This is a genomic window from Thermoanaerobacterium thermosulfurigenes (assembly GCF_051201035.1).
Classification (GTDB): domain Bacteria; phylum Bacillota; class Thermoanaerobacteria; order Thermoanaerobacterales; family Thermoanaerobacteraceae; genus Thermoanaerobacterium; species Thermoanaerobacterium thermosulfurigenes.
In genome coordinates this window covers 1-23,634 of the sequence record NZ_JBPODR010000026.1, presented here as the reverse complement: position 1 = coordinate 23,634, position 23,634 = coordinate 1, and the positions used below count along the sequence as shown (strand labels likewise).

Annotated in this window: 20 protein-coding genes and 1 riboswitch; of the genes, 17 read left to right on the top strand and 3 right to left on the bottom strand. The window is 35.4% G+C overall.

Going from position 1 to position 23,634, the window contains the following annotated elements; translation table 11 throughout:
* Window positions 1–52: 52 nt before the first annotated feature.
* Window positions 53–640, top strand: a complete 588-nt coding sequence (locus HNR52_RS09740) for a YdcF family protein (RefSeq protein WP_435620476.1) — start codon at window positions 53–55, stop codon at window positions 638–640.
* 223 nt (window positions 641–863) lie between these two features.
* Here HNR52_RS09740 and HNR52_RS09735 read toward each other — a convergent pair whose 3' ends face one another.
* Complete coding sequence (locus HNR52_RS09735) at window positions 864–1,244, bottom strand: carboxymuconolactone decarboxylase family protein (protein ID WP_435620475.1); 381 nt, start codon at window positions 1,242–1,244, stop codon at window positions 864–866.
* A gap of 284 nt (window positions 1,245–1,528) precedes the next feature.
* Here HNR52_RS09735 and HNR52_RS09730 point away from each other — a divergent pair, with 284 nt between their 5' ends.
* The 16 genes from HNR52_RS09730 to HNR52_RS09655 all read left to right on the top strand — a co-directional run bounded on the left by HNR52_RS09730 (window position 1,529) and on the right by HNR52_RS09655 (window position 20,083).
* Window positions 1,529–1,906, top strand: a complete 378-nt coding sequence (locus HNR52_RS09730; protein WP_435620474.1) for a nucleotidyltransferase family protein — start codon at window positions 1,529–1,531, stop codon at window positions 1,904–1,906.
* Complete coding sequence (locus tag HNR52_RS09725; RefSeq protein WP_435620473.1) at window positions 1,903–2,421, top strand: ribonuclease toxin HepT-like protein; 519 nt, start codon at window positions 1,903–1,905, stop codon at window positions 2,419–2,421. Before HNR52_RS09730 ends, HNR52_RS09725 begins: the two co-directional genes overlap by 4 nt.
* 112 nt (window positions 2,422–2,533) lie before the next feature.
* A riboswitch (TPP riboswitch) is annotated at window positions 2,534–2,633 on the top strand.
* A 114-nt stretch (window positions 2,634–2,747) separates the two neighbouring features.
* A complete protein-coding gene (gene thiC, locus HNR52_RS09720; protein ID WP_013788511.1) occupies window positions 2,748–4,052 on the top strand; it encodes a phosphomethylpyrimidine synthase ThiC in 1,305 nt (434 codons plus the stop codon).
* A gap of 27 nt (window positions 4,053–4,079) precedes the next feature.
* Window positions 4,080–4,562 carry an energy coupling factor transporter S component ThiW gene (gene thiW, locus HNR52_RS09715; RefSeq protein ID WP_435620472.1) on the top strand — a complete coding sequence of 161 codons (483 nt, stop codon included), beginning with the start codon at window positions 4,080–4,082 and terminating at the stop codon, window positions 4,560–4,562.
* Between the two features lie 84 nt (window positions 4,563–4,646).
* Window positions 4,647–4,949 (top strand): encapsulin nanocompartment ferritin-likeEncB family encapsulin nanocompartment ferritin-like cargo protein cargo protein, encoded by a 303-nt coding sequence (gene encB, locus HNR52_RS09710; RefSeq protein ID WP_013788509.1) that lies wholly within the window; start codon window positions 4,647–4,649, stop codon window positions 4,947–4,949.
* A gap of 436 nt (window positions 4,950–5,385) precedes the next feature.
* Window positions 5,386–6,072 carry a GntR family transcriptional regulator gene (locus HNR52_RS09705; RefSeq protein WP_240495857.1) on the top strand — a complete coding sequence of 229 codons (687 nt, stop codon included), beginning with the start codon at window positions 5,386–5,388 and terminating at the stop codon, window positions 6,070–6,072.
* A gap of 41 nt (window positions 6,073–6,113) precedes the next feature.
* A complete protein-coding gene (gene uxuA / locus HNR52_RS09700) occupies window positions 6,114–7,190 on the top strand; it encodes a mannonate dehydratase (protein WP_435620471.1) in 1,077 nt (358 codons plus the stop codon).
* A gap of 107 nt (window positions 7,191–7,297) precedes the next feature.
* Window positions 7,298–8,269 (top strand): ABC transporter permease, encoded by a 972-nt coding sequence (locus tag HNR52_RS09695; protein ID WP_435620470.1) that lies wholly within the window; start codon window positions 7,298–7,300, stop codon window positions 8,267–8,269.
* Window positions 8,270–8,284: 15 nt separating this feature from the next.
* Window positions 8,285–9,157 (top strand): carbohydrate ABC transporter permease, encoded by an 873-nt coding sequence (locus tag HNR52_RS09690; RefSeq protein ID WP_333510373.1) that lies wholly within the window; start codon window positions 8,285–8,287, stop codon window positions 9,155–9,157.
* Between the two features lie 136 nt (window positions 9,158–9,293).
* Window positions 9,294–10,961, top strand: coding sequence for an ABC transporter substrate-binding protein (locus HNR52_RS09685; protein WP_435620469.1), 1,668 nt, complete (start codon window positions 9,294–9,296; stop codon window positions 10,959–10,961).
* A gap of 134 nt (window positions 10,962–11,095) precedes the next feature.
* Window positions 11,096–13,168, top strand: coding sequence for an alpha-glucuronidase family glycosyl hydrolase (locus HNR52_RS09680; RefSeq protein WP_435620468.1), 2,073 nt, complete (start codon window positions 11,096–11,098; stop codon window positions 13,166–13,168).
* Between the two features lie 89 nt (window positions 13,169–13,257).
* The gene (locus HNR52_RS09675) at window positions 13,258–14,418 is read left to right on the top strand and encodes a Gfo/Idh/MocA family protein (RefSeq protein ID WP_435620467.1); all 1,161 of its coding nucleotides are present in this window, start codon (window positions 13,258–13,260) and stop codon (window positions 14,416–14,418) included.
* An 18-nt stretch (window positions 14,419–14,436) separates the two neighbouring features.
* Window positions 14,437–15,507, top strand: coding sequence for a Gfo/Idh/MocA family protein (locus tag HNR52_RS09670; RefSeq protein ID WP_435620466.1), 1,071 nt, complete (start codon window positions 14,437–14,439; stop codon window positions 15,505–15,507).
* 29 nt (window positions 15,508–15,536) lie between these two features.
* On the top strand, window positions 15,537–17,579 hold the full coding sequence (locus HNR52_RS09665; protein ID WP_435620465.1) for a glycoside hydrolase family 52 protein: 2,043 nt from the start codon (window positions 15,537–15,539) through the stop codon (window positions 17,577–17,579).
* A 17-nt stretch (window positions 17,580–17,596) separates the two neighbouring features.
* Window positions 17,597–19,099 carry a GH39 family glycosyl hydrolase gene (locus tag HNR52_RS09660; protein WP_435620464.1) on the top strand — a complete coding sequence of 501 codons (1,503 nt, stop codon included), beginning with the start codon at window positions 17,597–17,599 and terminating at the stop codon, window positions 19,097–19,099.
* A gap of 21 nt (window positions 19,100–19,120) precedes the next feature.
* Window positions 19,121–20,083, top strand: a complete 963-nt coding sequence (locus HNR52_RS09655; protein WP_435620463.1) for an acetylxylan esterase — start codon at window positions 19,121–19,123, stop codon at window positions 20,081–20,083.
* Between the two features lie 20 nt (window positions 20,084–20,103).
* Here HNR52_RS09655 and HNR52_RS09650 read toward each other — a convergent pair whose 3' ends face one another.
* Together HNR52_RS09650 and HNR52_RS09645 are read right to left on the bottom strand one after the other, a co-directional pair.
* Window positions 20,104–21,711 (bottom strand): response regulator, encoded by a 1,608-nt coding sequence (locus HNR52_RS09650; protein WP_435620462.1) that lies wholly within the window; start codon window positions 21,709–21,711, stop codon window positions 20,104–20,106.
* 1 nt (window position 21,712) lies between these two features.
* Window positions 21,713–23,461 (bottom strand): sensor histidine kinase, encoded by a 1,749-nt coding sequence (locus HNR52_RS09645; RefSeq protein WP_435620461.1) that lies wholly within the window; start codon window positions 23,459–23,461, stop codon window positions 21,713–21,715.
* Window positions 23,462–23,634 lie beyond the last annotated feature (173 nt).

Genomic DNA, 23,634 nt, shown 5'->3' with positions numbered 1-23,634 from the left:
TTTAAATTCAATATAGAATTCTATTAAATTAAAAGAAATTTTGGGGGTTATGATGAAACTTCTTATAAAAATTACTGCATTGCTAATAACTTTTGTCCTGCTTTTAAATATCATAGCAGAGTTACAGGTGATCACATTTGCATATAATGCAAAACCGGTAAAATCTGATGCTATTATTGTCCTTGGATGTGCAGTTTACGGGAAAAATCCGAGTCCTTTTTTTAAGGAAAGGCTAAATGAAGCTATAAGGCTTTATAAAAAGGGACTTGGTAAGTACATTATTGTATCTGGTGGTAAAGGACCTGGTGAGGATGTATCTGAGGCAGAAGCAGGGAAGGAATATCTTTTGAAAAATGGTATACCTTATAATACTATATTAAAAGACGATAAGTCGTATTCAACATTGCAAAACCTTGAAAATTCTAAGAAAATTATGGATGAAAAATCGCTAAAGACAGCAATAATTGTATCAAACAAATTTCACCTGAAAAGGGCAAGCATAATAGCGAAAGAAGCAGGCATAAATGCAAGCTATTCAGGAGTATTTGTAAAAAGGTATATTTATGAAGAAGTATACGGCTTTCTACGGGAAGCACCTGCATTATTGTATATGTATTTAAAGAATATTGCTAATTTGTGATATCGAAAGCACTTTAGAGAGAAAATCCCATATAGAGGAATTGCCTCTGGCATAAGAAGAATGATAGCGGAATGCAAGAAAGTAGGTATCAAAGAACCTGAGTTTATTGAAGATAAAGAAGCAGAATTATTTAAGGTTATATTTTACAGACTATAATATTGTGTAAAAGGCTTTCCTTTTGTCATAGGAGAAGGAAAGCCTTTTTGGTGAAAGCGCACTTTATTTATTCGGTTGGTTTTATCATAAGCCCATTGTTGAAGTGATTTAAACCGCTCATCAGATCGATAACTGATAGAAGCTCAACTATTTCTTCATCGGTTACGCCTGCTTCTTTTAATTTTTTGGTGTATGCGGTTATGCACATTTCACAATTGTTTAAAATTGACACAGTTAAAGCGACAAAAAGTTTTGTTTTAGAGTCGATTTTCCCTGGGCCCATTGCCACTTGAGATTTCTGAAGAAATAGTTTTAAATATTCTGGCTTATTTGCCATTGCCTGCATTGTTGGAGGAACAAATCCCATCTGCTTTTCTATTTGTTCAAATATTTGCTTTACTTCTGGGCTTGCCTCTTCCTTGTTAACTAATTTAACACCTATAGCCATACTATCACTCCTAAAAATGAAATAAAACATACCCGCCCCTCTATGATGGGGTACAACATAATGATACTACTATTCTATTGTGAATGCAAGTACGGTGAAAATTTCAGCTTATGTAAGCTTTGAAACAACTAAAAGATATTGTACATATAAGTTCCTGTTATGGTTTCTATAAATTTTTATTATCATACGCGTTAAATTTATGGTTTATTATATATTTTAAGTGAATTGATTATTTTGATGTAAAATGATAAAATTAAGCCGTATAAATTTTAGGTGGTGATATTGTGCCGCTTTCGGATCAAGAGAGGAAAAGTATACGTGAAACATGGCGTATAAAAGTCAAGAAAGATAAAGAAATAGAAACGTATAGAAAAAAAGAAGCTTTTGATAGAGTATATAAAATTGCAAAGATATTAAAAGAAAAGTATTTTGTTGATAAGGTTATATTGTATGGTTCACTTGCAAGAGATGACCGTTTTGATAATCTATCTGATATTGATATTTTTATTGATGGATGGGATGATAGTAAATTTAATTATTGGACAATGTTGATTGATGTCGAAAATGTTGCAAAGCCTTATAAAATAAGCATAGTTACGCAAAAAGAAGCTTATAAATCTCTGCTAAATGAAATATTAAGAGAAGGGAGGATTATAGAGTGACGGATATTAATAAAACGGATATTAATAAAATTAAAGTTACATTAGCAAGACTACAGTTAGAACTTGAGAATATACAAAAATTATATGATACTTTAAATGAGAGAGGCTTATTAGATAGTAAAAACAGAAGAGAGAAATTGGCTGATGATTTCATGCTAAGGGCTGTTGGCTCTATTTTTCATGATTTTTATACTTCCGTTGAGAATATGTTTAAAATTGTGGGTAGAAATATAGATAATTTGATACCTTCAAGTTCTGAATGGCATCTAGAATTACTTGAACAAATGTCGACTCCTATAGAAGGAGAAAGGCCGGCTTTTATTAGTTCTAATTCAAAGTTTTTGCTTAATGAATTTAGAGGATTTCGTCATGTATTTCGTAATGTTTATGGATTTAACCTAGTATCAGAACGCATAGAAAGATTACTAGATATTTTCCCCCATACTGTTGATAATTTAAGAAAGGATGTAGCACAGTTTATAGAAGACATGCAATCTATCATGATAGAGGAGTGATTTGAGGCTTACGATATTCAATTGCTTTTACTTAAATACTGTGGATATAATTTTTTGCCTTTACAATTTTAGAGTTTTAACGTATAATTAGATTAAATTTAATATTTGTGAAATTAGTTTGCGGGGGAACCATTCTGGTTGAGAAGGTAAAACCTGACCCTTAGAACCTGATGTAGTTAATACTACCGTAGGGAAGCAAGCTTTTGATTATAAAGCTTTACCATGCGGTAAGGCTTTTTTTATTATTCAATGACATCAAATACTACCTTCTTTTTCCCCTTTATTTTACAAGTATTAAAAAAATAATTTATGAAAGGATGACTAAAATGAACTACACTACACAATTAGACGCAGCAAAAAAAGGAATTGTTACAGAAGAGATGAATGTTGTGGCAGCTAAAGAAGATATTGAAGTGGATTTATTGCTGAATAAGGTAGCTTCTGGTGAAGTAGTTATACCGGCAAATAAAAATCATGAAGCATTAAGTCCAGAAGGTGTAGGTGCAGGGCTTAGAACAAAGATAAATGTAAACTTAGGTGTATCAAGGGATTGCAACAATGTGGATGCAGAATTAGAAAAGGCAAAAAAGGCGATAGAAATGAAGGCAGAGTCTATCATGGATTTAAGTTCGTATGGTAAAACTTTTGAATTTAGAAACAGATTGATAGGTTTTTCTTCAGCCATGATAGGTACTGTTCCAGTATATGATGCTGTGGGATATTATGACAAAGATTTAAAAGACATAACTCCTTCAGAATTTATAAAGATCGTCGAAAGGCATGCACAAGACGGTGTTGATTTTATGACTATCCATGCAGGTATCAATAGAGAGACAGCGGAAATTTTCAAAAGAAATGAAAGAGTTTTAAATATCGTTTCTCGCGGAGGCTCTTTGTTATATACGTGGATGGAATTAAATGATAAGGAAAATCCTTTTTATGAGTATTTTGATGATATTCTTGACATATGTGCTGAGTACGATGTAACGATAAGCCTTGGCGATGCATTGAGGCCAGGCTGCATAAGTGATTCCACAGATGCATGCCAAATAAAAGAGCTTATAACCCTTGGAGAATTAGCGAAAAGAGCTTATGAAAAGAATGTTCAAGTGATTATTGAAGGGCCAGGTCATATGAGGCTAAATGAAATTGAAGCAAATGTTTTGTTAGAGAAAAAGCTATGTCATGGTGCACCTTTTTATGTATTGGGGCCAATCGTTACAGATATTGCACCTGGATATGATCATATTACAAGTGCAATTGGCGGTGCAATTGCTGCAGCAAGTGGGGCGGATTTCCTGTGTTATGTAACACCAGCGGAACATTTGAGGCTTCCAACGATTGAAGATATGAAGGAAGGCATCATTGCGTCTAAAATAGCTGCCCATGCAGCAGATCTGGCAAAAGGTATACGCAATGCAGAAAAATGGGATAATGATATGTCTTATGCCAGGAAAAAGCTTGATTGGGAAGAAATATTTAGATTAGCAATAGATCCTGAAAAAGCACAGAGGTACAGAAGGGAATCTCTGCCACATGATAGTGAAACATGTACAATGTGTGGAAATATGTGTGCTGTAAGAAACATGAATAGAGTTATTTCAGGAGAAGATATAAGCCTGTTAAGATAGGATTTTTAAAAATTGGGAGGATTGTAAATGAATATAAAAAAGATTACTTATTCAGCTATGCTGATTGCAATCGGTGTAGTTTTTGCAAATTTTGTATTTTTCCCTGTAGGTGTTTCGAAAACGACCCCTATACAGCATATAATTAATGTCATATCTGCAGTGACACTTGGTCCAGGATATGCAGTACTAATTGCATTTTCAATATCCATAATCAGAAACATAATGGGCACTGGAACACTATTGGCTTTTCCCGGTAGCATGATTGGCGCTTTATTGACAGGAATTTTATATAAATTGACAGGAAAAAAGATTTTAGCTGCATTAGGGGAGGTTTTTGGTACAGGGATAATAGGAGGTCTTGTGGCATTTCCAATAGCCAAATATATCATTGGTAAAGATGTAGGAGCATTTTTCTTTGTCACTCCATTTTTAATAAATACAGTGACAGGAAGCATCATGGCCCTTATTTTGCTTGAGGTTTTGGATAAGTCGAAAAAGGTCTATAAATAAAATATGGTAATTCGGTAAATTCCTAATTTTGTGATATAATGAATTTACAATCAAATAATAATAATAAAAAAAGGGGGCTATAGTATGCCTGATTTTGGTATTCCATTTGCTGGGCTTGCAAATAAAAATAAGATCACACATGAGGAACTTATAAGAGCTATACGTTTTATGGTGGCGGCAGAGTATGAGGCTATACAGTTGTACATGCAGCTAGCAGAGTCAACAGACAACAAATTAGCAAAGGACGTTTTAGTAGATATAGCAAACGAAGAAAGAGTGCATGCCGGAGAATTTTTAAGGCTTTTGAAGGAATTATCTCCAGACGAAGAAAAACTGTATGAAGAAGGAGCAAAAGAAGTAGAAGAAATGATTGAAAAAAATAAATAGAATAGGTATAGTAAAATTTCACCTAAATTAAAGTTTCAATTTTTGAAGATCTCATCATTGATCTAAAATCTGTTTTTACATTTTAGCTTAACCATCAAGGCACAAGTAAAAACCCTCTTGTGCCTTATTTTTAACTTTAATTCTGTTTTATTTTTCCAAAAAAATTTTTTTAAAACAAGAAGGATTTTTGAAATTCGCGTAGAATATTATATAATATAAAGAGCGACATATTAATATACTAGTATACAAGTTCTAAAACTAAAGTGATTTTTACTTGACTCATTACGCTTTATGTCCCCTATAAAATATTTTTAAACATAAGAAAAATCAAATAAAAAAAGAAGGAATTTTAAAAATTATGTCGAATATATAAGAATATGAATATTAATATGCTAGTATACAAGAATACAAGCATTAAAATGGGGGATGTGAAGCGATGGGATTGGAACTTTTGGAAAACAATACGTATGAGTCAAAAAAAGATTACATCTACAGGATGATTAGAAAGAACATAATCGACATCAATTTAAAACCTGGGGAGGTTATATCGGAGAATGATATAGCTAATGCATTTGAAACCAGTAGGACGCCTATTAGAGAAGCTTTCACGAGGCTTGCAAATGAAGAATTGATTGAAATCTATCCGCAAAAAGGCACGTTTGTTTCTTTGATAGATATAAAGCGTGCTCAAGAAGCAAAATTCATGAGGGTAAATCTTGAAAAAGAAATCGTGAGACAGGCTTGTAGAGAATTTCCAGATGACATCTTGTTTCAGCTTGAAGCGAATATAAACCAACAAGAATTCTGCGTCATGAAAGAAAATTATATTACCATATTCGACCTAGACAATGAAATGCATGAGCTTATATACAGGGGATGCAAAATGGATAGGATATGGTCTGCCATAAGGTTTATAAGCGGTGATTATGACAGGATTAGGACACTGAGATTGTCGTCTGATACTGATTGGGACGCTATCATAAGCGATCACAAAAATATTGTAAGTGCTATTAAAGAGAAAGATGAAGAAAAGGGATTAAAGATAATAAGTGAACACTTGACGATGATAGACAGAGATGTAGTGCTTTTAAAAGAAAAATATCCAGAGTATTTTAAGCAATAAATTACATTGCAATAAAAATCTACAATAAGGGAGTAAGATATATGAAAATGACTTTTAGATGGTTTGGCGAGAAAGATGACAGTGTAACACTTCAGCAAATTCGCCAAATACCAGGTGTCTATGGAATTGTAGGTGCTTTATACGATGTGCCGGTAGGAGAAGTTTGGCCTATTGAAAAAATTCTTGAATTAAAGACAAAAGTGGAGTCCTACGGCCTTAAACTGGAGGTGATAGAGAGTGTAAATGTTCACGAAGACATTAAGCTAGGATTACCAACGAGAGATAGATACATTGAAAATTACAAGGAGACAATAAAAAATCTTGGCAAATTAGGGATAAAAGTCGTATGCTACAACTTCATGCCTGTTTTCGACTGGATACGCACAAATTTGAATGAAAAATTACCTGATGGATCATATGTAATGTCATACGATGAAGATATGTTAAAAGGAAAAGATCCGCTGAAGCTTATTGAAGACATGGACAATGGCTCAAATGGCTTTATACTTCCGGGATGGGAACTTGACCGCTTAAAAGAATTAAGAATGCTGTTTGATATGTATAAGGATGTGGATGAGGAAAAATTATTTGAAAATCTTAAGTACTTCTTGGAGAATGTAATACCAACATGTGAAGAATACGATGTAAAGATGGCTATACATCCAGATGATCCGCCATGGTCATTATTTGGACTGCCAAGGATAGTCACTTGTAAAGAAAATCTTGAAAGGATTGTAAACATTGTAGACAGTCCTTACAATGGATTGACGCTTTGCAGTGGCTCTTTAGGTTCAAACCCCGAAAACAATATACCAGAGCTTATAAGGCATTTTGGCAAAATGGGAAGAATCCATTTTGGTCACGTAAGAAATATAAAGTTTATAGGCGAGAAAAAGTTTTACGAATCAGCGCATTTATCAAGCGAAGGGTCGTTTGATATGTTTGAAATCATGAAAGCCTATTATGATATAGGTTTTGAAGGATATATAAGGCCGGACCATGGAAGGATGATATGGGATGAGAAAGCAAGACCAGGATATGGACTTTATGACAGGGCCTTAGGTGTGACATATTTGAATGGGCTTTGGGAAGCAATAGATAAGATGTCTCATCAATAAAGATTGCTTTACTTCAATTGAAAGAAACTATTATAAGAAAACAGTTGACAGTATTAAAAATCAAATTCAAAGTAATTTCTGTTTTACTGGGAAAGGAGAAAAAGCATATGGATTCTGCATTGGTTAATAAAGGTGGGAGTAAAAAGGAGGCTAAACAAGGGAAAAATAGGGATTTTAAGAAGACGTTAAAAGCTATTAAGAAAGACTGGCAATTATATAGTCTACTTATACTACCTATAGCATATTACATCATATTTAGATATGTGCCTATGTACGGCAATATCATCGCTTTTAGAAGATTTGTCCCTGGTGGGCCGGTGTATGGTACAGAATGGGTTGGACTTAGATACTTTGACATGTTTATACATGACCCATCGTTTTGGCAGGTTTTTAGAAATACGATAATTTTAAGTGTGGAGTATTTGGTAATAAGCTTTCCATTTCCAATAATCTTTGCTTTGCTTTTGAATGAGATCAAAAGCACGTGGTTTAAAAGGTTTACGCAGACAGTATCATATTTGCCATACTTCATATCGACGGTTGTTGTGGCAGATATGATAATGCAGATACTTGATCCATCGTCAGGCGTTATAAATATGATTTTGAAGCATTACACTGGTCATACTATCAACTTTTTAGCAGAACCGCAGTGGTTTAGGACTATATACATTGTATCAGGTATTTGGCAAGGCATGGGATGGGGCGCTATACTGTACCTTGCAGCGCTGACAAATATCAACCCGGAATTGTACGAGGCGGCTATAATAGATGGTGCCAGCAGATGGCAGCAGACAATATATGTGACTATTCCAGGTATATTGCCTACGATAATGATACTTTTGATACTAAACATTGGCGGACTTTTGTCAGTAGGATTTGAAAAGATTTTGTTGCTGTATAATCCTCTGACGTATTCTACAGCAGATGTCATATCGACGTATCTATACAGAATGGGACTTGTATCAAATAACTTTAGCTATGCCGCTGCAATAGGAATGTTTGAAGCAGTGATAGGTCTTACATTGGTTTACACTGCAAACTACTTGTCAAGAAAATTCACAGAATCCAGTCTATGGTAAGGGAAGTGATGATAAATGAAAGAATCGAAACAATACAAAGTATTTAAGGTTTTTAACACTATAATAATGATTTTAGTTATATTAGTCACACTATATCCTTTCTGGTATCTTTTAAGCATATCTCTAAGTGGTGAGAAGTATGTATATGCAGGATTGGTATCATTGTACCCAAAAGGCCTTACATTTAAGACATATCAAGTTCTTTTAGCAGAGAAAGAATTCTGGACCAGCTATAAGAATACGATTATTTATACGATTGTAGGCACCCTTGTTTCACTGTTTCTGTCTACGCTTTTGGCGTATCCACTGTCAAAGAAGCGGTTAAAAGGAAGAGGAATCATTTTAGGCTTTGTAGTATTTACTATGTTTTTCAGCGGTGGATTGATACCGACTTATCTTTTAGTAAACGCTTTAGGCATGAGAAACACTATATGGGGCGTTGTGCTTCCAGGAGCGGTCAGCACATTTAACGTAATGGTCATGAAGACTTTCTTCGAAGGAATACCGGCAGAATTAGAGGAAGCTGCAGAAGTGGATGGGATGAGCACATACGGTATACTTCTTAAAATAATTCTTCCACTTTCAAAGCCTATAATGTACGTTATGGCACTTTTCTACGCAGTAGGTGTGTGGAACAACTGGTTTGGACCATTTATATATCTTGATGACAGCTCAAAATTTCCTGTCGCATTGTACTTGAGAAATATTTTAGCAGGTGCACAGCAGACGGCAGTTAGCAGCACATCTGACCAAAGCGAATTGGCTCAAATATCTGCGACTTTAAAATCAGCCAGCGTTATATTGACTTCAATACCTATAATGATGGTATATCCATTTATACAAAAGTACTTTGTTCAAGGAGTCATGATTGGCTCATTAAAAGGCTAAAGGCACCATTAATTATTATTAAATTCAATAAAAAGGAGGGACTATCTGAGATGATTTTTAAGGAGGTGGTGGTAACAAAAAAAATAAATCTTTATAATTATAAGCTTTTGATTTAATTAAGAGGAGGATATTTTATATGAGTAAAAGCGCAAAAAGATTGTTGTCGTTTTTGATAGTTGTGGTTTTGGTTGTAGGTGTTTTGCTATCAGGCTGCGGAAATAAAAATTCTTCATCCAGCAGCAACAATACAAGCAAACAAACTCAGACTGCCACAAACAATAACGATCCACAAAATTTACATTTTAAATCAGATAAGCCATTGGAATTTACAATGTTGTATAGCGATCACCCAAATTATCCATACAAATCAGACTGGTTATTGTGGAAAGCCATAAAAGATGCTACTAATGTCACGCTTAAGCTTACTATAGTTCCAATGAGCGATTATGCTCAAAAGAGAAGCCTTCTTATTAGCTCAGGCCAAGCGCCAGAGATAATACCAAAGACATATCCAGGACAAGAAATACCATTTGTTTCATCAGGTGCTATACTTCCTATAAGCGACTATATAAATCAAATGCCTAATTTCTCAAGAGAAGTAAAAGAGTGGGGACTACAAAATGACATCAATTCATTAAAGCAAGCCGATGGAAAGTTCTACGTTTTGCCAATGTTGCATCAAACTTATTCAATACAATATTCTCTTGCTATTAGACAAGATATATTTGAGAAAAACAATATACCGATTCCAAATACATGGGATGAATTAGAATCAGCTTTGAAAAAATTAAAAGAGATATATCCGAACACATATCCATTGTCAGATAGATGGCAAGGAAAAGCTTTGATAGGTGAAGCACTGCCGACATTTGGTGTGCCGATTGCAGGAAGCGATGGATTATTTGATTGGACTCAAACCTCAACTGTTTTGTACAATAGCGCAAAAGATGATTGGGAATTCTATCCAACATCACAAGAATACAAAGATATGTTGACATATTTTAATAGACTTGTAAAAGAGGGCCTTCTTGATCCAGCCAGCTTCACTCAGACAGACGATCAAGCAAAACAGAAATTTGTAACAGGTAAGTCATTTGTTATCATGACAAATACGCAGGAAATTCAGAATATGATCAGTCAGATGAATCAGACATTAGGAAAAGGTAACTTTAAAGTGACACAGATTTTACCATTGGCAGGACCAAAAGGTGGAGTTATTGCAGGCAACCGCCTTGAGAATGGTATAATGATATCATCAAAAGCAAAAGACGATCCAAACTTCCCACAACTTCTTAAGTTTGTAGACTGGTTGTGGTACAGTGAAGCAGGTGAGACGCTTACAAAGTGGGGCGTTGAAGGCGTAACGTATCAAAAAGTCAATGGCAAGTTCCAGCTTATGCCTGATGTAAATTACATGAACCTAAATCCAAGTGGTACAAAGAACTTGCAGAAGGATTACGGCTTCTCTGGCGGTGTGTTCTGCTTGATGTATGGTGGACCAAAAGATCTTGCTGAATCAATGATGACACCAGAAGTAGCAAATTTTGAAAATCAAGTCAATACTCAAAGAAAGTTTTTACCTGTAGCACCACCTGTGCCGTTTACTGAAAGTCAGAGAGAGCAAGCTAATATGCTTAGCCAGCCAATTTCTGACTATGTAGAACAGATGATGCTTAAATTCATAACAGGTGTTGCGTCTATCGACAAAGACTGGGATAGCTATGTACAACAGGTCAATGCTAAAGGTGTAGATCAATTAGTTAAACTTACAAACGATGTATACAAAAGCAGCAAAAACAAATAATGGATGATGTTCATTATATTTTCCCTTTGATGGCTCATGCCTTCAAAGGGAAAAATGTTAGTGAGGTAAATTTACTTAAATGTTCAAAATGATGGTATCATATTATATATAATTGACGTGTGGAGAGTGATATTATGATTAGCGATAAGAAATTTGTTGGTACCATGTATGATTGTTGGCTAAAGTATAATCTTTGTGATGATAAAGTATTTGATGGGTATAAGGACTATTTTAAATATATTGTTGTTAAAAGCAATGATAGAATTATAAATAATGCTGTCGATGAGCTTAAAAAAGCTTTATCGAATATTAAAGATGTAGACATAGAAATAATCGAAAATATGCCAAAGTCAAATTGCATTTTTGTAGGCACTCTAGATGATTTTAAGGCAGAAGGATTTGATATTGATTTAGATGATGGACTTCAAAGTGAAGGATTCGCCCTAAAAACATTTGAAAAAAATAATCGAAAAGTATTAACAGTAATAGGTGGGAGTGAAAAAGGTGTACTATATGGTGTTTTTCACCTCATAAGATGTATATTTAGCGGTAAAAGTCTGGAAGATGCATTGTGCATTGATAATCCTCAAAATGATTTCAGGATACTGGATCACTGGGACAACATGGATGGCAATATTGAAAGAGGGTATGCAGGAAAATCTATCTTCTTTAAAGATAATCGCATAGTCCAAGATCTCTCGAGGATAAAAGATTATGCAAGGTTGCTTGCATCCATTGCGGTAAATGGAGTCGTAATAAATAATGTCAACGTGCATGAGCAAGAAACTAAGCTTATTACAGATGAATTTTTGCCTGATGTGGCGAAGGTAGCAGATGTCTTTAGAGGTTACGGCATAAAGACATATCTAAGCATAAATTTTGCATCCCCAGTTGAAATAGGTGGTCTTTCTACTGCAGACCCGCTTAACGATGAAGTTAAGAAGTGGTGGAAGGATGTAGCATCAAAAATATACAGTTACATTCCTGACTTCGGTGGGTTTTTAGTAAAAGCAGATTCAGAGTTTAGACCTGGACCATTCACATACGGCCGCAATCATGCAGATGGTGCAAATATGTTGGCTGAGGCATTAAAGCCATATGGCGGCATTGTTATTTGGAGGACTTTTGTATATAACTGCATGGTAGACTGGAGAGACCGTTCTACAGATAGAGCGAAAGCTGCCTATGACAATTTCAAGCCATTAGATGGGAAATTTATGGATAATGTGGTTTTGCAAGTTAAAAATGGACCGATGGATTTTCAGATTAGAGAACCGATTACACCATTGTTTGGTGCAATGGAAAAGACAAATGTTTTTATGGAGTTTCAGATTACTCAAGAGTATACAGGACAACAGAAACATTTATGTTACCTTGTGCCACTTTGGAAGGAAGCTTTAGACTTTGATACATTTGCAAAAGGAGAAGGTTCGTTTGTAAAGAAAGTTGTAAACGGCAGTCTGTTTGGCTCAAAGCACGGTGGAATTGTTGGTGTAGCGAACATAGGTGATAGTGCGTCATGGACAGGACATCCACTTGCACAATCGAATCTTTATGGCTTTGGGAGGCTTGCTTGGAATCCGGATTTTTCATCAAGAGAGATTGCTGAGGAATGGGTGAGGCTTACATTTGGATGTGATGAGGATGTTTTGAATACAGTCGTACCGATGCTTTTAGAATCGAGAGAGATATACGAAGAGTACACAAGTCCTCTTGGAATAGGATGGATGGTAAACCCAGGTCATCATTACGGCCCTAATATTGATGGCTATGAATATTCCCATTGGGGTACGTATCACTACGCAGATTTTAAGGGGATAGGCGTCGATAGGACTGTAGAAACAGGTACAGGTTATACGGCGCAGTACAAAGAGCCTGTTGCAAAGATGTACGAAAATATAGATACATGTCCTGATGAGTTTTTGCTATTTTTCCACCATGTACCGTACAGTCACAAGCTAAAATCAGGTAAGACAGTTATCCAACACATATACGATACACATTTTGAAGGTGTAGAGCGTGCAGAAAAAATGAGAGAAGCTTGGATAAAGTTGAAAGGCAAGATAGATGATGAGACGTATAAAGCAGTGTTAGAGAGGTTTGACATACAGGTAGTTGACGCTAAAGAGTGGAGAGATGTTGTAAATACTTATTTTTACAGGAAGACTGGCATAAAAGATGAACATGGAAGGAAAATTTATGAATAGCTGTCTCAGGGAGAGATTGATGTAGAAATACAGTAAAAATCGAAAAATTTAGATTAATAACTTAGTTGATTGATTGGAGGAAGTTTAGTATGATTAATATAGCCATAATTGGGGCAGGTAATATTTCATCTGCCCACATACAAGGCTTTTTGGAGTTTAAAGACAGGTGCAAGGTCGTCGCTATAGCTGATATCTACGAGGACAAGGCTTATGAAAAAAAGAAGCGGTTTGGCTTAGAAGATGCCACTTTGTACAGTGATTACAGAGAAATATTGAAAAGAGAAGATATTGATCTGGTGGACATATGCACGCCACCATATACACATGCTGACATAGCCGTAGAAAGTTTAAATTCAGGGAAACATGTAATCGTAGAAAAACCGATGGCATCATCGTTAGAAGAGTGTGACAGGATGATTGAAGCCTCAAAGAAAAACAAAAAGATTCTTTCAGTAATAGCGCAGAATCGCTTCAGGACTCAGTTCATGAAACTAAAAAAGATCGTAGAGTCAGGTTTAGCAGGTGATATAGTACATGCACAAGTTGACTCATTTTGGTGGAGAGGTCATTCGTACTACGACCTATGGTGGAGAGGTACATGGGAAAAAGAAGGTGGTGGTTGCACATTAAATCATGCAATACATCATATAGACATGCTTATATGGCTTTTGGGTATGCCCGAAGAAGTACAGGCTGTAATGAGCAATGTTGCACATGACAACGCAGAAGTTGAAGACATATCAATAGCCATACTAAAGTATAAAAATGGTGCGTCGGCTCAGATAACCAGTTCAGTCGTGCACCATGGAGAAGAACAACAAATTGTGCTTCAAGGGAAAAAGGCCAGGATATCAGTGCCATGGAAAGTATATGCGTCAACAGCGTCCAGCAATGGTTTCCCATCTGGAGAAGACGAAGAATTGGAAAAGAAAATACAGGAATACTATGACAGCTTGGAAGAAACAAAGTACACAGGGCACACTCCACAGATTGACGATGTATTAAAAGCGTTAGAATCAAGTAATGAAATCTTGGTAAGTGGTATCGACGGAAGAAATGCCATAGAGCTTATAACTGCTATATACAAAGCAGCTACAACAAAAGAAGCTGTCAAATTGCCACTTGAGAAAGATGATCCATTCTACACAGTAAATGGCATAATGGCAAGAGTGCCTCATTTTTATAAGAAAAAAACGTTTGTAGAAAATTTCAATGACGAACGCATAACATTTGGAAGAGATATTAAGTAAATAGAGGAGGAACACCAAATGAGCAGAGAAAACGGTATGTACTATATGCCTGAAAGCAAAGCTAAAAAAGTCTGCAGCGATGGAGAATTTCAATTTGCAGCAATTGGATTAGACCACGGACACATATACGGTATGACAAAAGGATTAATAGAAGCAGGTGCTGAAGTAAAATGGGTGTACGACAAAGACCCAGAGAAAGTTGAAAGATTCATAAAAGCATTTCCAACTGCAAAAAAGGCTCGCAGCGAAGATGAAATACTGATGGATAACTCAGTTAAATTGGTAGCAAGTGCAGCAATACCATCAGAAAGATGTGACATAGGCTTAAAAGCAATGGATGCAGGAAAAGACTACTTTGCAGATAAACCTCCAATGACGACATGGCAGCAATTAGAAAAAGCAAAAGAAAAGGTTAAAAAGACAAATAGAAAATATGCCGTGTATTATGGAGAGAGGCTTCACAATGAAGCATCAGTTTATGCTGGACAGCTAATAGAAAAAGGAGCGATAGGCAGAGTAATACAAGTATTAGGAATGGGACCACACAGAGAAGGAAAAGGAAGACCAGACTGGTTTTACGAAAAAGACAAATTTGGAGGCATACTGTGTGACATAGGAAGCCATCAGATAGAACAATTTTTGTTCTTTACAGGTGCAAAAGACGCAAAGGTTCAATCAGCGAAAGTAGCAAATTACAATCATAAACAGTACCCTACTTTTGAGGACTTTGGCGATGTAACGCTAATTGGCGATAATGGCGCAACAGGCTATTTCAGGCTTGATTGGTTTACACCTGATGGGCTTGGCACGTGGGGCGATGGAAGGCTGTTTATTTTAGGTACAGAGGGCTACATAGAGCTGAGAAAGTACATTGATGTTGCAAGAGAAAATGCTCCAGACCATGTGTACTTAGTAAACAAAGACGGTGAATTTTTTATAGATGTGAGTGGAAAGGTAGGATTTCCTTTCTTTGGGGACTTGATACTGGACTCATTAAACAGGACAGAAAATGCCATGACGCAGGAGCACATTTTTAAAGCTATAGAATTGGCGTTAGAAGCTCAAACAAAAGCTATAAAGGTAGAATAAATTCATAATCTTAAGAAGAGGTGTTTTAAATGATAAGTAAATCTTTTTATGCGCACCACAGCGCATTTGGCGCTTTCTCAAGCTTTGTAATCGGTAAATGCGGTAAAGGTGGTGGCGTAGTATTAAATGATGTTCGGCCGCCTGAAAACAATGTCTACATCGGATACAAAAGAGATGGTGTTATAAGCTTGTTGCCATTTATTAAAGATGATACAAAAAATGCAGAAGAAGAGTTTACAGGAGAAGTTTCTACAAGCAAGAAAGAAAAAAATATAAAGATCTTTGGCGAAGATGAGATAGAGAGAGAGTTAAGTTGGGCATCAGATACTTGGACAGCGGGAAAATTCAGGTTTTCCATTCTTACTCCTTTCGGATATGTTAAAGACCCATCTGTGATGAATGAAAACGAAAAGAAACTTGCATTGGCACCTGTCATATTTATACAGTTGACAATGGATAACACTGACAGCAATAAGGACGCTGAGATGATTTTTGGCTTTGAAGGTCCGAAAAGGATATTATCTGAGCTTACAGATGGGAAATACTTAGGCGGAGTATACGGCAGAAAATATGGTTTTGCAGTCAAAAAAAGCGATGATGTAAGAGAGCTGTCAAGACTTGATATTTTGACGTCATGGGCAAATGATAACTATCAAAATCACGGTCTTGGCAGAGCACCATCTTTGATATTTAAAGTGCCAGCAGGCGAGAAAAGAACATATACTATGGCATTGGCAACGTATCAAAGTGGCGTCATCACGACAGGAATCGATGCTGAATTTTACTATACATCTGTTTTTAAGTCTCTGGAAGAAGTATTATCATTTGGACTTGACAATCAAGATTATTACTTAAATTTGGCAAAAGAGAGAGATGAAGAGCTTAAAAAAAGCGGGCTAAATGAGTACAGGCAGTTTTTGTTATCACATGCGGCTCACAGCTATTATGCCAGCACAGAGCTTTTGAAGCGGGAAGATGGCACGCCTCTTTGGGTAGTAAACGAAGGCGAATACATTATGATAAATACATTTGATTTGACGGTTGACCATGTCTTCTGGGAAATGAGATTCCACCCTTGGACGATTACAAATACGTTGGATCTGTACTATGAAAAGTATAGCTACAGAGATCAAGCGGGTCTTGCCTTTACGCATGATATGGGTGTTGCAGATGGTTTTTCTAAAGAAGGTTATTCATCGTATGAGCTTCCCAATCTTACTGGATGTTTCAGCTACATGACCCATGAAGAGCTTTTGAATTGGGTTTTGACAGGTTCTGTTTATGCAATAAAAATGAACGACAAAGAATGGCTTAAGAAAAACATGGGTGTTTTTGAAGATTGTTTTGATTCTCTTGTGGCAAGAGATAAAAATAATGATGGGATAATGGATGTTGATAGTTCAAGGTGCGAGACAGGATCGGAAATAACGACATATGACAGCCTTGATGAAAGTTTAGGACAGGCGAGGAACAATTTATACCTTGGTGTAAAGACATGGGCGGCTTACGTTATGTTACATGGCTTGTTTAAAGAAAATGATCTTGGTGAAAAGGCAGAAAAAGCTATAGAAAAGGCTAAACAGGCTGCCAATACTATCGTCGGAAAATTTGATGAAGACAATCAGTATATACCTGCAGTATTTGAAAAAGGCAATACATCCAGGATAATACCTGCTGTAGAAGCATTAGTATATCCATATATTGTAGGATATACTGACTTTGTAAGTGAAGATGGTGTATTTGGTGAGCTTATAAAAGTTTTAAAGAAGCACGTAATGACGATTATAAAGCCTGGTATATGCATAGATGAAGTGTCTGGCGGTTGGAAGCTTTCGTCAACCAGCAAGAATACATGGAACAGCAAAATTTTCTTGTGTCAATATGTGATAAAAGATGTGCTTAATATAGACTTTGGCGATAAAGAAATTGAGTGGGATAGAGTACATGCTACATGGCAACAGGTGTCATGCAGCGAAGATTGCGCAACAGATCAAGTAAACAGCGATACAGGTACGCCAAGAGGAAGTCGCTTGTATCCGAGACTTGTGACAAGTGTATTGTGGATGAAATAGATTTTGGGGGTCTTAACATGATTAAAGTGAAAGTACCGAATTTTTCTAACAAGAAGTTTTCTGACAGGTGGAGATTTTGCGTCGGAACAGGCAGGCTTGGCCTTGCACTTCAAAAGGAGTACGTTGATACATTAAAATTTGTCAAAGAGAACATAGATTTTAAGTATATAAGAGGGCATGGCCTTTTGTGTGACGATGTAGGCATATATAGAGAAGATGTGGTAGGAGATGAAGTAAAACCTTTTTACAATTTTACCTATATAGATAGGATTTTCGATTCATTTTTAGAAATGGGTATAAGGCCATTTGTGGAAATTGGATTTATGCCTAAAAGATTAGCATCTGGTACACAGACAGTTTTTTATTGGGAGGGAAATGTTACCCCTCCCAAGGATTATGAAAAGTGGGAAAACCTCATAAAAGCTGTTGTTTCGCATTTCATATCAAGGTATGGCATAGATGAAGTCGTAAAATGGCCATTTGAAATATGGAATGAACCAAACTTAAAAGGATTTTGGAAAGATGCTGATGAGAAAGAATACTTCAAGCTGTACAAGGTTACTGCAAAGGCGATAAAGGAAGTAAATGAAAATTTGAAGGTAGGAGGACCTGCTATATGTGGTGGTGCTGACTACTGGATAGAAGATTTTTTGAATTTCTGCTATGAAGAAAATGTTCCTGTCGATTTTGTATCGCGACACGCGTACACATCTAAGCAAGGTGAATATACGCCACATCTCATATACCAGGAGATTATGCCATCTGAATACATGCTAAACGAATTTAAAACAGTGAGAGAGATCATAAGAAACTCACATTTTCCGAACCTTCCATTCCATATAACAGAATACAATACATCTTACAGCCCTCAAAATCCTGTACACGATACGCCATTTAATGCTGCGTATATTGCCAGGATTTTAAGCGAAGGTGGAGATTACGTTGATTCATTCTCTTACTGGACGTTTAGCGATGTGTTTGAAGAAAGAGATGTGCCTAGATCTCAGTTCCATGGAGGATTTGGACTTGTGGCATTGAATATGATACCGAAGCCTACATTTTACACGTTTAAATTCTTTAATGCCATGGGAGAAGAAATGCTTTATAGAGATGAGCACATGCTTGTGACGAGGAGAGATGATGGCTCTGTTGCACTCATAGCATGGAATGAAATTATGGATAAGACTGAAAATACAGATAAAGAGTATGAAGTTGAGGTACCAGTTGGATTTAGAGACGTATTTATTAAAAGGCAATTGATTGATGAAAAACATGGCAATCCATGGGTGACGTGGATACACATGGGTAGGCCAAGGTATCCCAGCAAAAAAGAGATAAATACGCTTAGAGAAATTGCAAAGCCGGAGATAATGACAAGTTATGCTGTTGCAAATGACGGATACTTAAATCTAAAGTTTAAATTAGGGAAAAATGCGGTTGTGCTGTATGAGTTGACAGAAAGGATTGATGAATCAAACACATATATAGGACTTGATGACAGCAAGATAAATGGATATTGATGTGATTTAGGAGGATTTAAAATGGGACTTTTTGATATGCCATTGCAAAAACTAAAAGAATATACTGGTACAAATCCATGCCCTGAAGATTTCGATGAGTATTGGGAGAGGGCTTTAGATGAGATGAGCTCAATTGATCCTAAGATTGAACTCAAAAAAAGTAGCTTTCAAGTGCCTTTTGCAGAGTGCTACGACTTGTACTTTACAGGTGTGCGTGGTGCAAGAATCCATGCAAAGTATATAAAGCCTAAGACAGAAGGAAAGCATCCAGCGCTGATAAGATTTCATGGATATTCATCAAATTCAGGTGACTGGAATGACAAATTAAATTATGTGGCGGCAGGTTTTACTGTTGTGGCTATGGACGCAAGAGGTCAAGGAGGGCAGTCTCAAGATGTTGGCGGTGTAAAGGGAAATACTCTAAATGGGCATATTATAAGAGGGTTAGACGATGATGCTGACAACATGCTTTTTAGGCATATTTTCTTAGATACTGCCCAATTGGCTGGAATAGTAATGAATATGCCAGAAGTCGATGAAGATAGGGTTGCAGTCATGGGGCCATCACAAGGTGGAGGTCTATCATTAGCGTGTGCAGCATTGGAGCCAAGGATACGCAAAGTAGTATCTGAATATCCATTTTTGTCTGATTATAAGAGAGTATGGGATTTAGACCTTGCTAAAAATGCCTACCAAGAGATTACAGACTATTTTAGGCTTTTTGATCCAAGGCATGAAAGGGAGAATGAGGTATTTACTAAGCTTGGATATATAGATGTTAAAAATCTTGCTAAAAGGATAAAAGGCGACGTCTTAATGTGCGTTGGGCTTATGGATCAAGTGTGTCCGCCGTCAACTGTTTTTGCAGCTTACAACAACATAAAATCAAAAAAGGATATAAAAGTGTATCCCGATTATGGACATGAGCCTATGAGAGGGTTTGAAGATTTGGCGATGCAGTTTATATTGGAACTAAATGCATAAGGAGATGCATAAGCATCTCCTTAAACTGTATTTTTTATTAATTTTTTATATTCGCTTACGTTTAAGCCTGTGTATTTTTTAAAACACGATGAGAAGTAGTTTGGGTCTTGTATGCCTACGGCATTGGCGATTTCAAATGACTTCATGTTTTTCTCTTTAATAAGGCTTATTGCTTTTTCCATTCGCTTATTTGTCAGGTATTCTATGAAGTTTATGCCTGTTTCCTTTTTGAATGTCCTGCTTAGATAGCTGGGGTTTAAGTAAAAATGCTTTGCTACAAATGATAGTGACAAATTGCTGTCGCTTAAATTTTCCTCTATGAACTTTTTGACATTATCAATCAAATTATTTATGTTGCTAATCTGTTCTTTATTGACAGCTTTTATTGTGTTTATTACGATGGATGATAAGAATTCTATCATCTCAGGCAACGTCTCTATATTTACTATTTTGTTGTATGTGTTTATTTCAGATAAATAGATGTCGTCAAAATTCTCTTTTAATTCGAGAGAAACCGAGAAGCAAACAGAAATAATGTTTAATGCACTAACATGTATTAACTTAAGCGCATTTTCACTTTTAACATCGATCAAAGAGAAAATTTCTTTTACAGTATTTATCGCATCGTCTTCTAATCCAGATTTCAGATAAAATTTTAATTCATTTAAAAGATGCATTGTGTCACTTTCTGATTTACTTTCTTTAAATTGAACATCTCTATAATGTATTATGTTGTTGTTTCCAACAGCAATGTGATAATTTAATGCATCGATGGCCTCCATGTAGGACGTTCTAACTTCGCCGATGTTTTCTTTTATGTTGCCGATGCCGATATTTAAAGTACAATCAAGCTCTTTATTTATTTTGTTTTTAAGACGCATGCAAATTTTATATAGGTCTATCTTCTCATCGTTGCTTAATATGATGATTCTATTCATCTGGTCAGAGAATACAATGATATTTTTTAATTTTTTAAAATAGCTTTTAACGTAGTTACTGACTTTAAAGTTTTGAATCAATCGAGATTCTTCATTTAAATCGGCTGAATTTGCGATTTCTATCGCAGCAATTTGAAAATTTCCACTTTTCAAATGTAGCTTAAAAAATTCAAGCCTTTCATTTATTGAACTTTCAGGTAAGTTGCTGGTTATAAGCTCGTTTAAAAAACGCTCCTTCAAATAAGGCAGGTTCTCATATAATTGCTTTTTTAGATCTTCAAGCTCTTTCTTTTCTTTTTTCTTCCCTTCGATGTACGATTTCACTTTTTTTGCTGTGTTTAAGACTTCATTTTCGTCAATAGGTTTAAGCAAAAAATCAAAAATTCCTAATTTTACAGATTTTTGGGCGTAATTAAAATCATTGTAACCTGTAAGGACTATAATGATAAGCGATGGATGTTTTTTTAAAATAAATTCACTAAACTCAATGCCGTCTATACCAGGCATTTTTATGTCGGTAAATACGATATCTGGCTTTAGCTCATCGATTAATTTTATGCCTTCATTTGCATTTGAGGCTTCACCTACAATTTCCATTCCTAACGATTCCCAATTTATGCATTGTTTTAAAAGACTTCTTTCTAAATATTCATCATCTATTATAAATACCTTAATGTTATTTTCTGACATCTTAGTCCTCCTTATTTATAGGAATAGTTATTATGATAGTTGTTCCCTTGTCTGGCTTACTTTGAATCTTCACAACATCGTTATAATTGTAGTAAATTTTTAGCCTTTCAATCGTAGATCTGAGCCCAACTCCTTTTGATTGACCAGATTCTATCTCTTTTAATTTTTCTTCACTCATGCCTTTTCCATTGTCAGAGACAATAAGAATTATTTGATTTAAATCGTAAAGGGATTTTATTGTTATTATGCCTTGTCCGTCTTTTCCTCTTACGCCGTGGTTTAATGCGTTTTCTACTAAAGGCTGAAGTATCAGCTTCGGTATTTTATAAGGCAATGTCCTATCGTCAATCTCTTTTATGACGTCAAATTTGTCTCCGAAGCGTATCTTTTGGATTGTAAGGTAATTATCTATTATTTCAAGTTCTTCTTTTATTGTTATTTCTTCGTTGCCGTTCATCAAAAAAGATCTATAAAACTTTCCTAAGGCTTTTACAATTTTGCTGGCGCTTTTTGTGTCATTTATCAAAATCAATGCACTTATTGCATCAAAAGAATTAAACAGAAAATGAGGCTTTATCTGCGATTGCATTACTTCCAGCTCTAGTTTTCTTTTCATCTTTTGCTCATTTATTATATCGCCGATAAGCTTCTTTATTTCGTCTATCATCTTGTTGTACACGTCTTTTAACATACCTATCTCGTCATTTCCTGTCACGATGTCTACTTTTTCAAATTTACCGTCTTTTATACCTTTCATGGAGTTTACTAACTTTACTATAGGTTGCGATATAAAAAGCGATATAAATAGAAGCCCCAGCAAAAGCAATACGATGTTTATGACTATGACAAAAAGAAGTATTATATTGTAGATCCAAAATTGGCTATTAAGTTCATTAAACGGTGTTATGCTTATGATATTCCAGCCAAAGTCATTTTTCAAGTCTGATATTATATAGACTTTACCATCTATCTTCCTAACTGTTGAGCCATTTGGATTGATGAATGTATATATTTCACTGTTTAAATTTTTGCTGATGTTTGTCGGCTTAATTATTGTATTTCCTTTTTCATCTCTTATTATTATACCAGACGTATAGGTATTTATTGAGCTATTTATATACTTGTACAAATAAGACTCAGAAATATTTATTATCATGATTCCGGCTGATTTCTGACTGTTTATATCGTTTATGACTCTTATGAAAGATACATATCCTTTATTACCACTGCTTTGGTCAATAAGATCTCCATCATTTGCTTCTAATATATATTTTCCATTTAAACTTACCAGTCTGTCATACCATTTAGCTGTCTTTATTGTGGACAAGCTTATGCTTTTAAAAGAAACATTATCAACAAAGTATTCGTTTCCCATGTTGTCAAAAATATATATGGATGAAATAAAGTCGTTAAAGTTTAAAAAATCCGACAAGTATTTGCTCATTGGCTGTATATAGCTTGCATAGTTTCCTGCATTTCCATTTGCTAAAGCTGATTGCAGAATCTGACTCGATATTAATATTTTAGACTGGTTGTCTACAGTATTTATTAACGATTCTATGCTGGAATTGATATTTGAGACAATTTCATTTGAAACCTGCATAACCTTGTTGCTGGTTATATTATTATTTATCTCTTGGTATGCAATCGAAAGAAAAGAAATCGAAGTTATTAAAACAAACATATAATACAAAATTATTTTGGTTGAAATATTAAGATCACCAAATTTTTTAATAAACCTTTTCAACATAATATTAACTCCTTTGGAGTAAAATATTGATTTGAGTGTCATAAGAAGCATTTTTTTAAGCTACTAATGATAACTTTGCCTGATTTTTACCTGATTTTGTAAGAATAAATCTGACTTTGATATTTTTGTAAAAAACCGCAGCCATCTCTGCTGCCATTTTTAGTGCTTTTTTT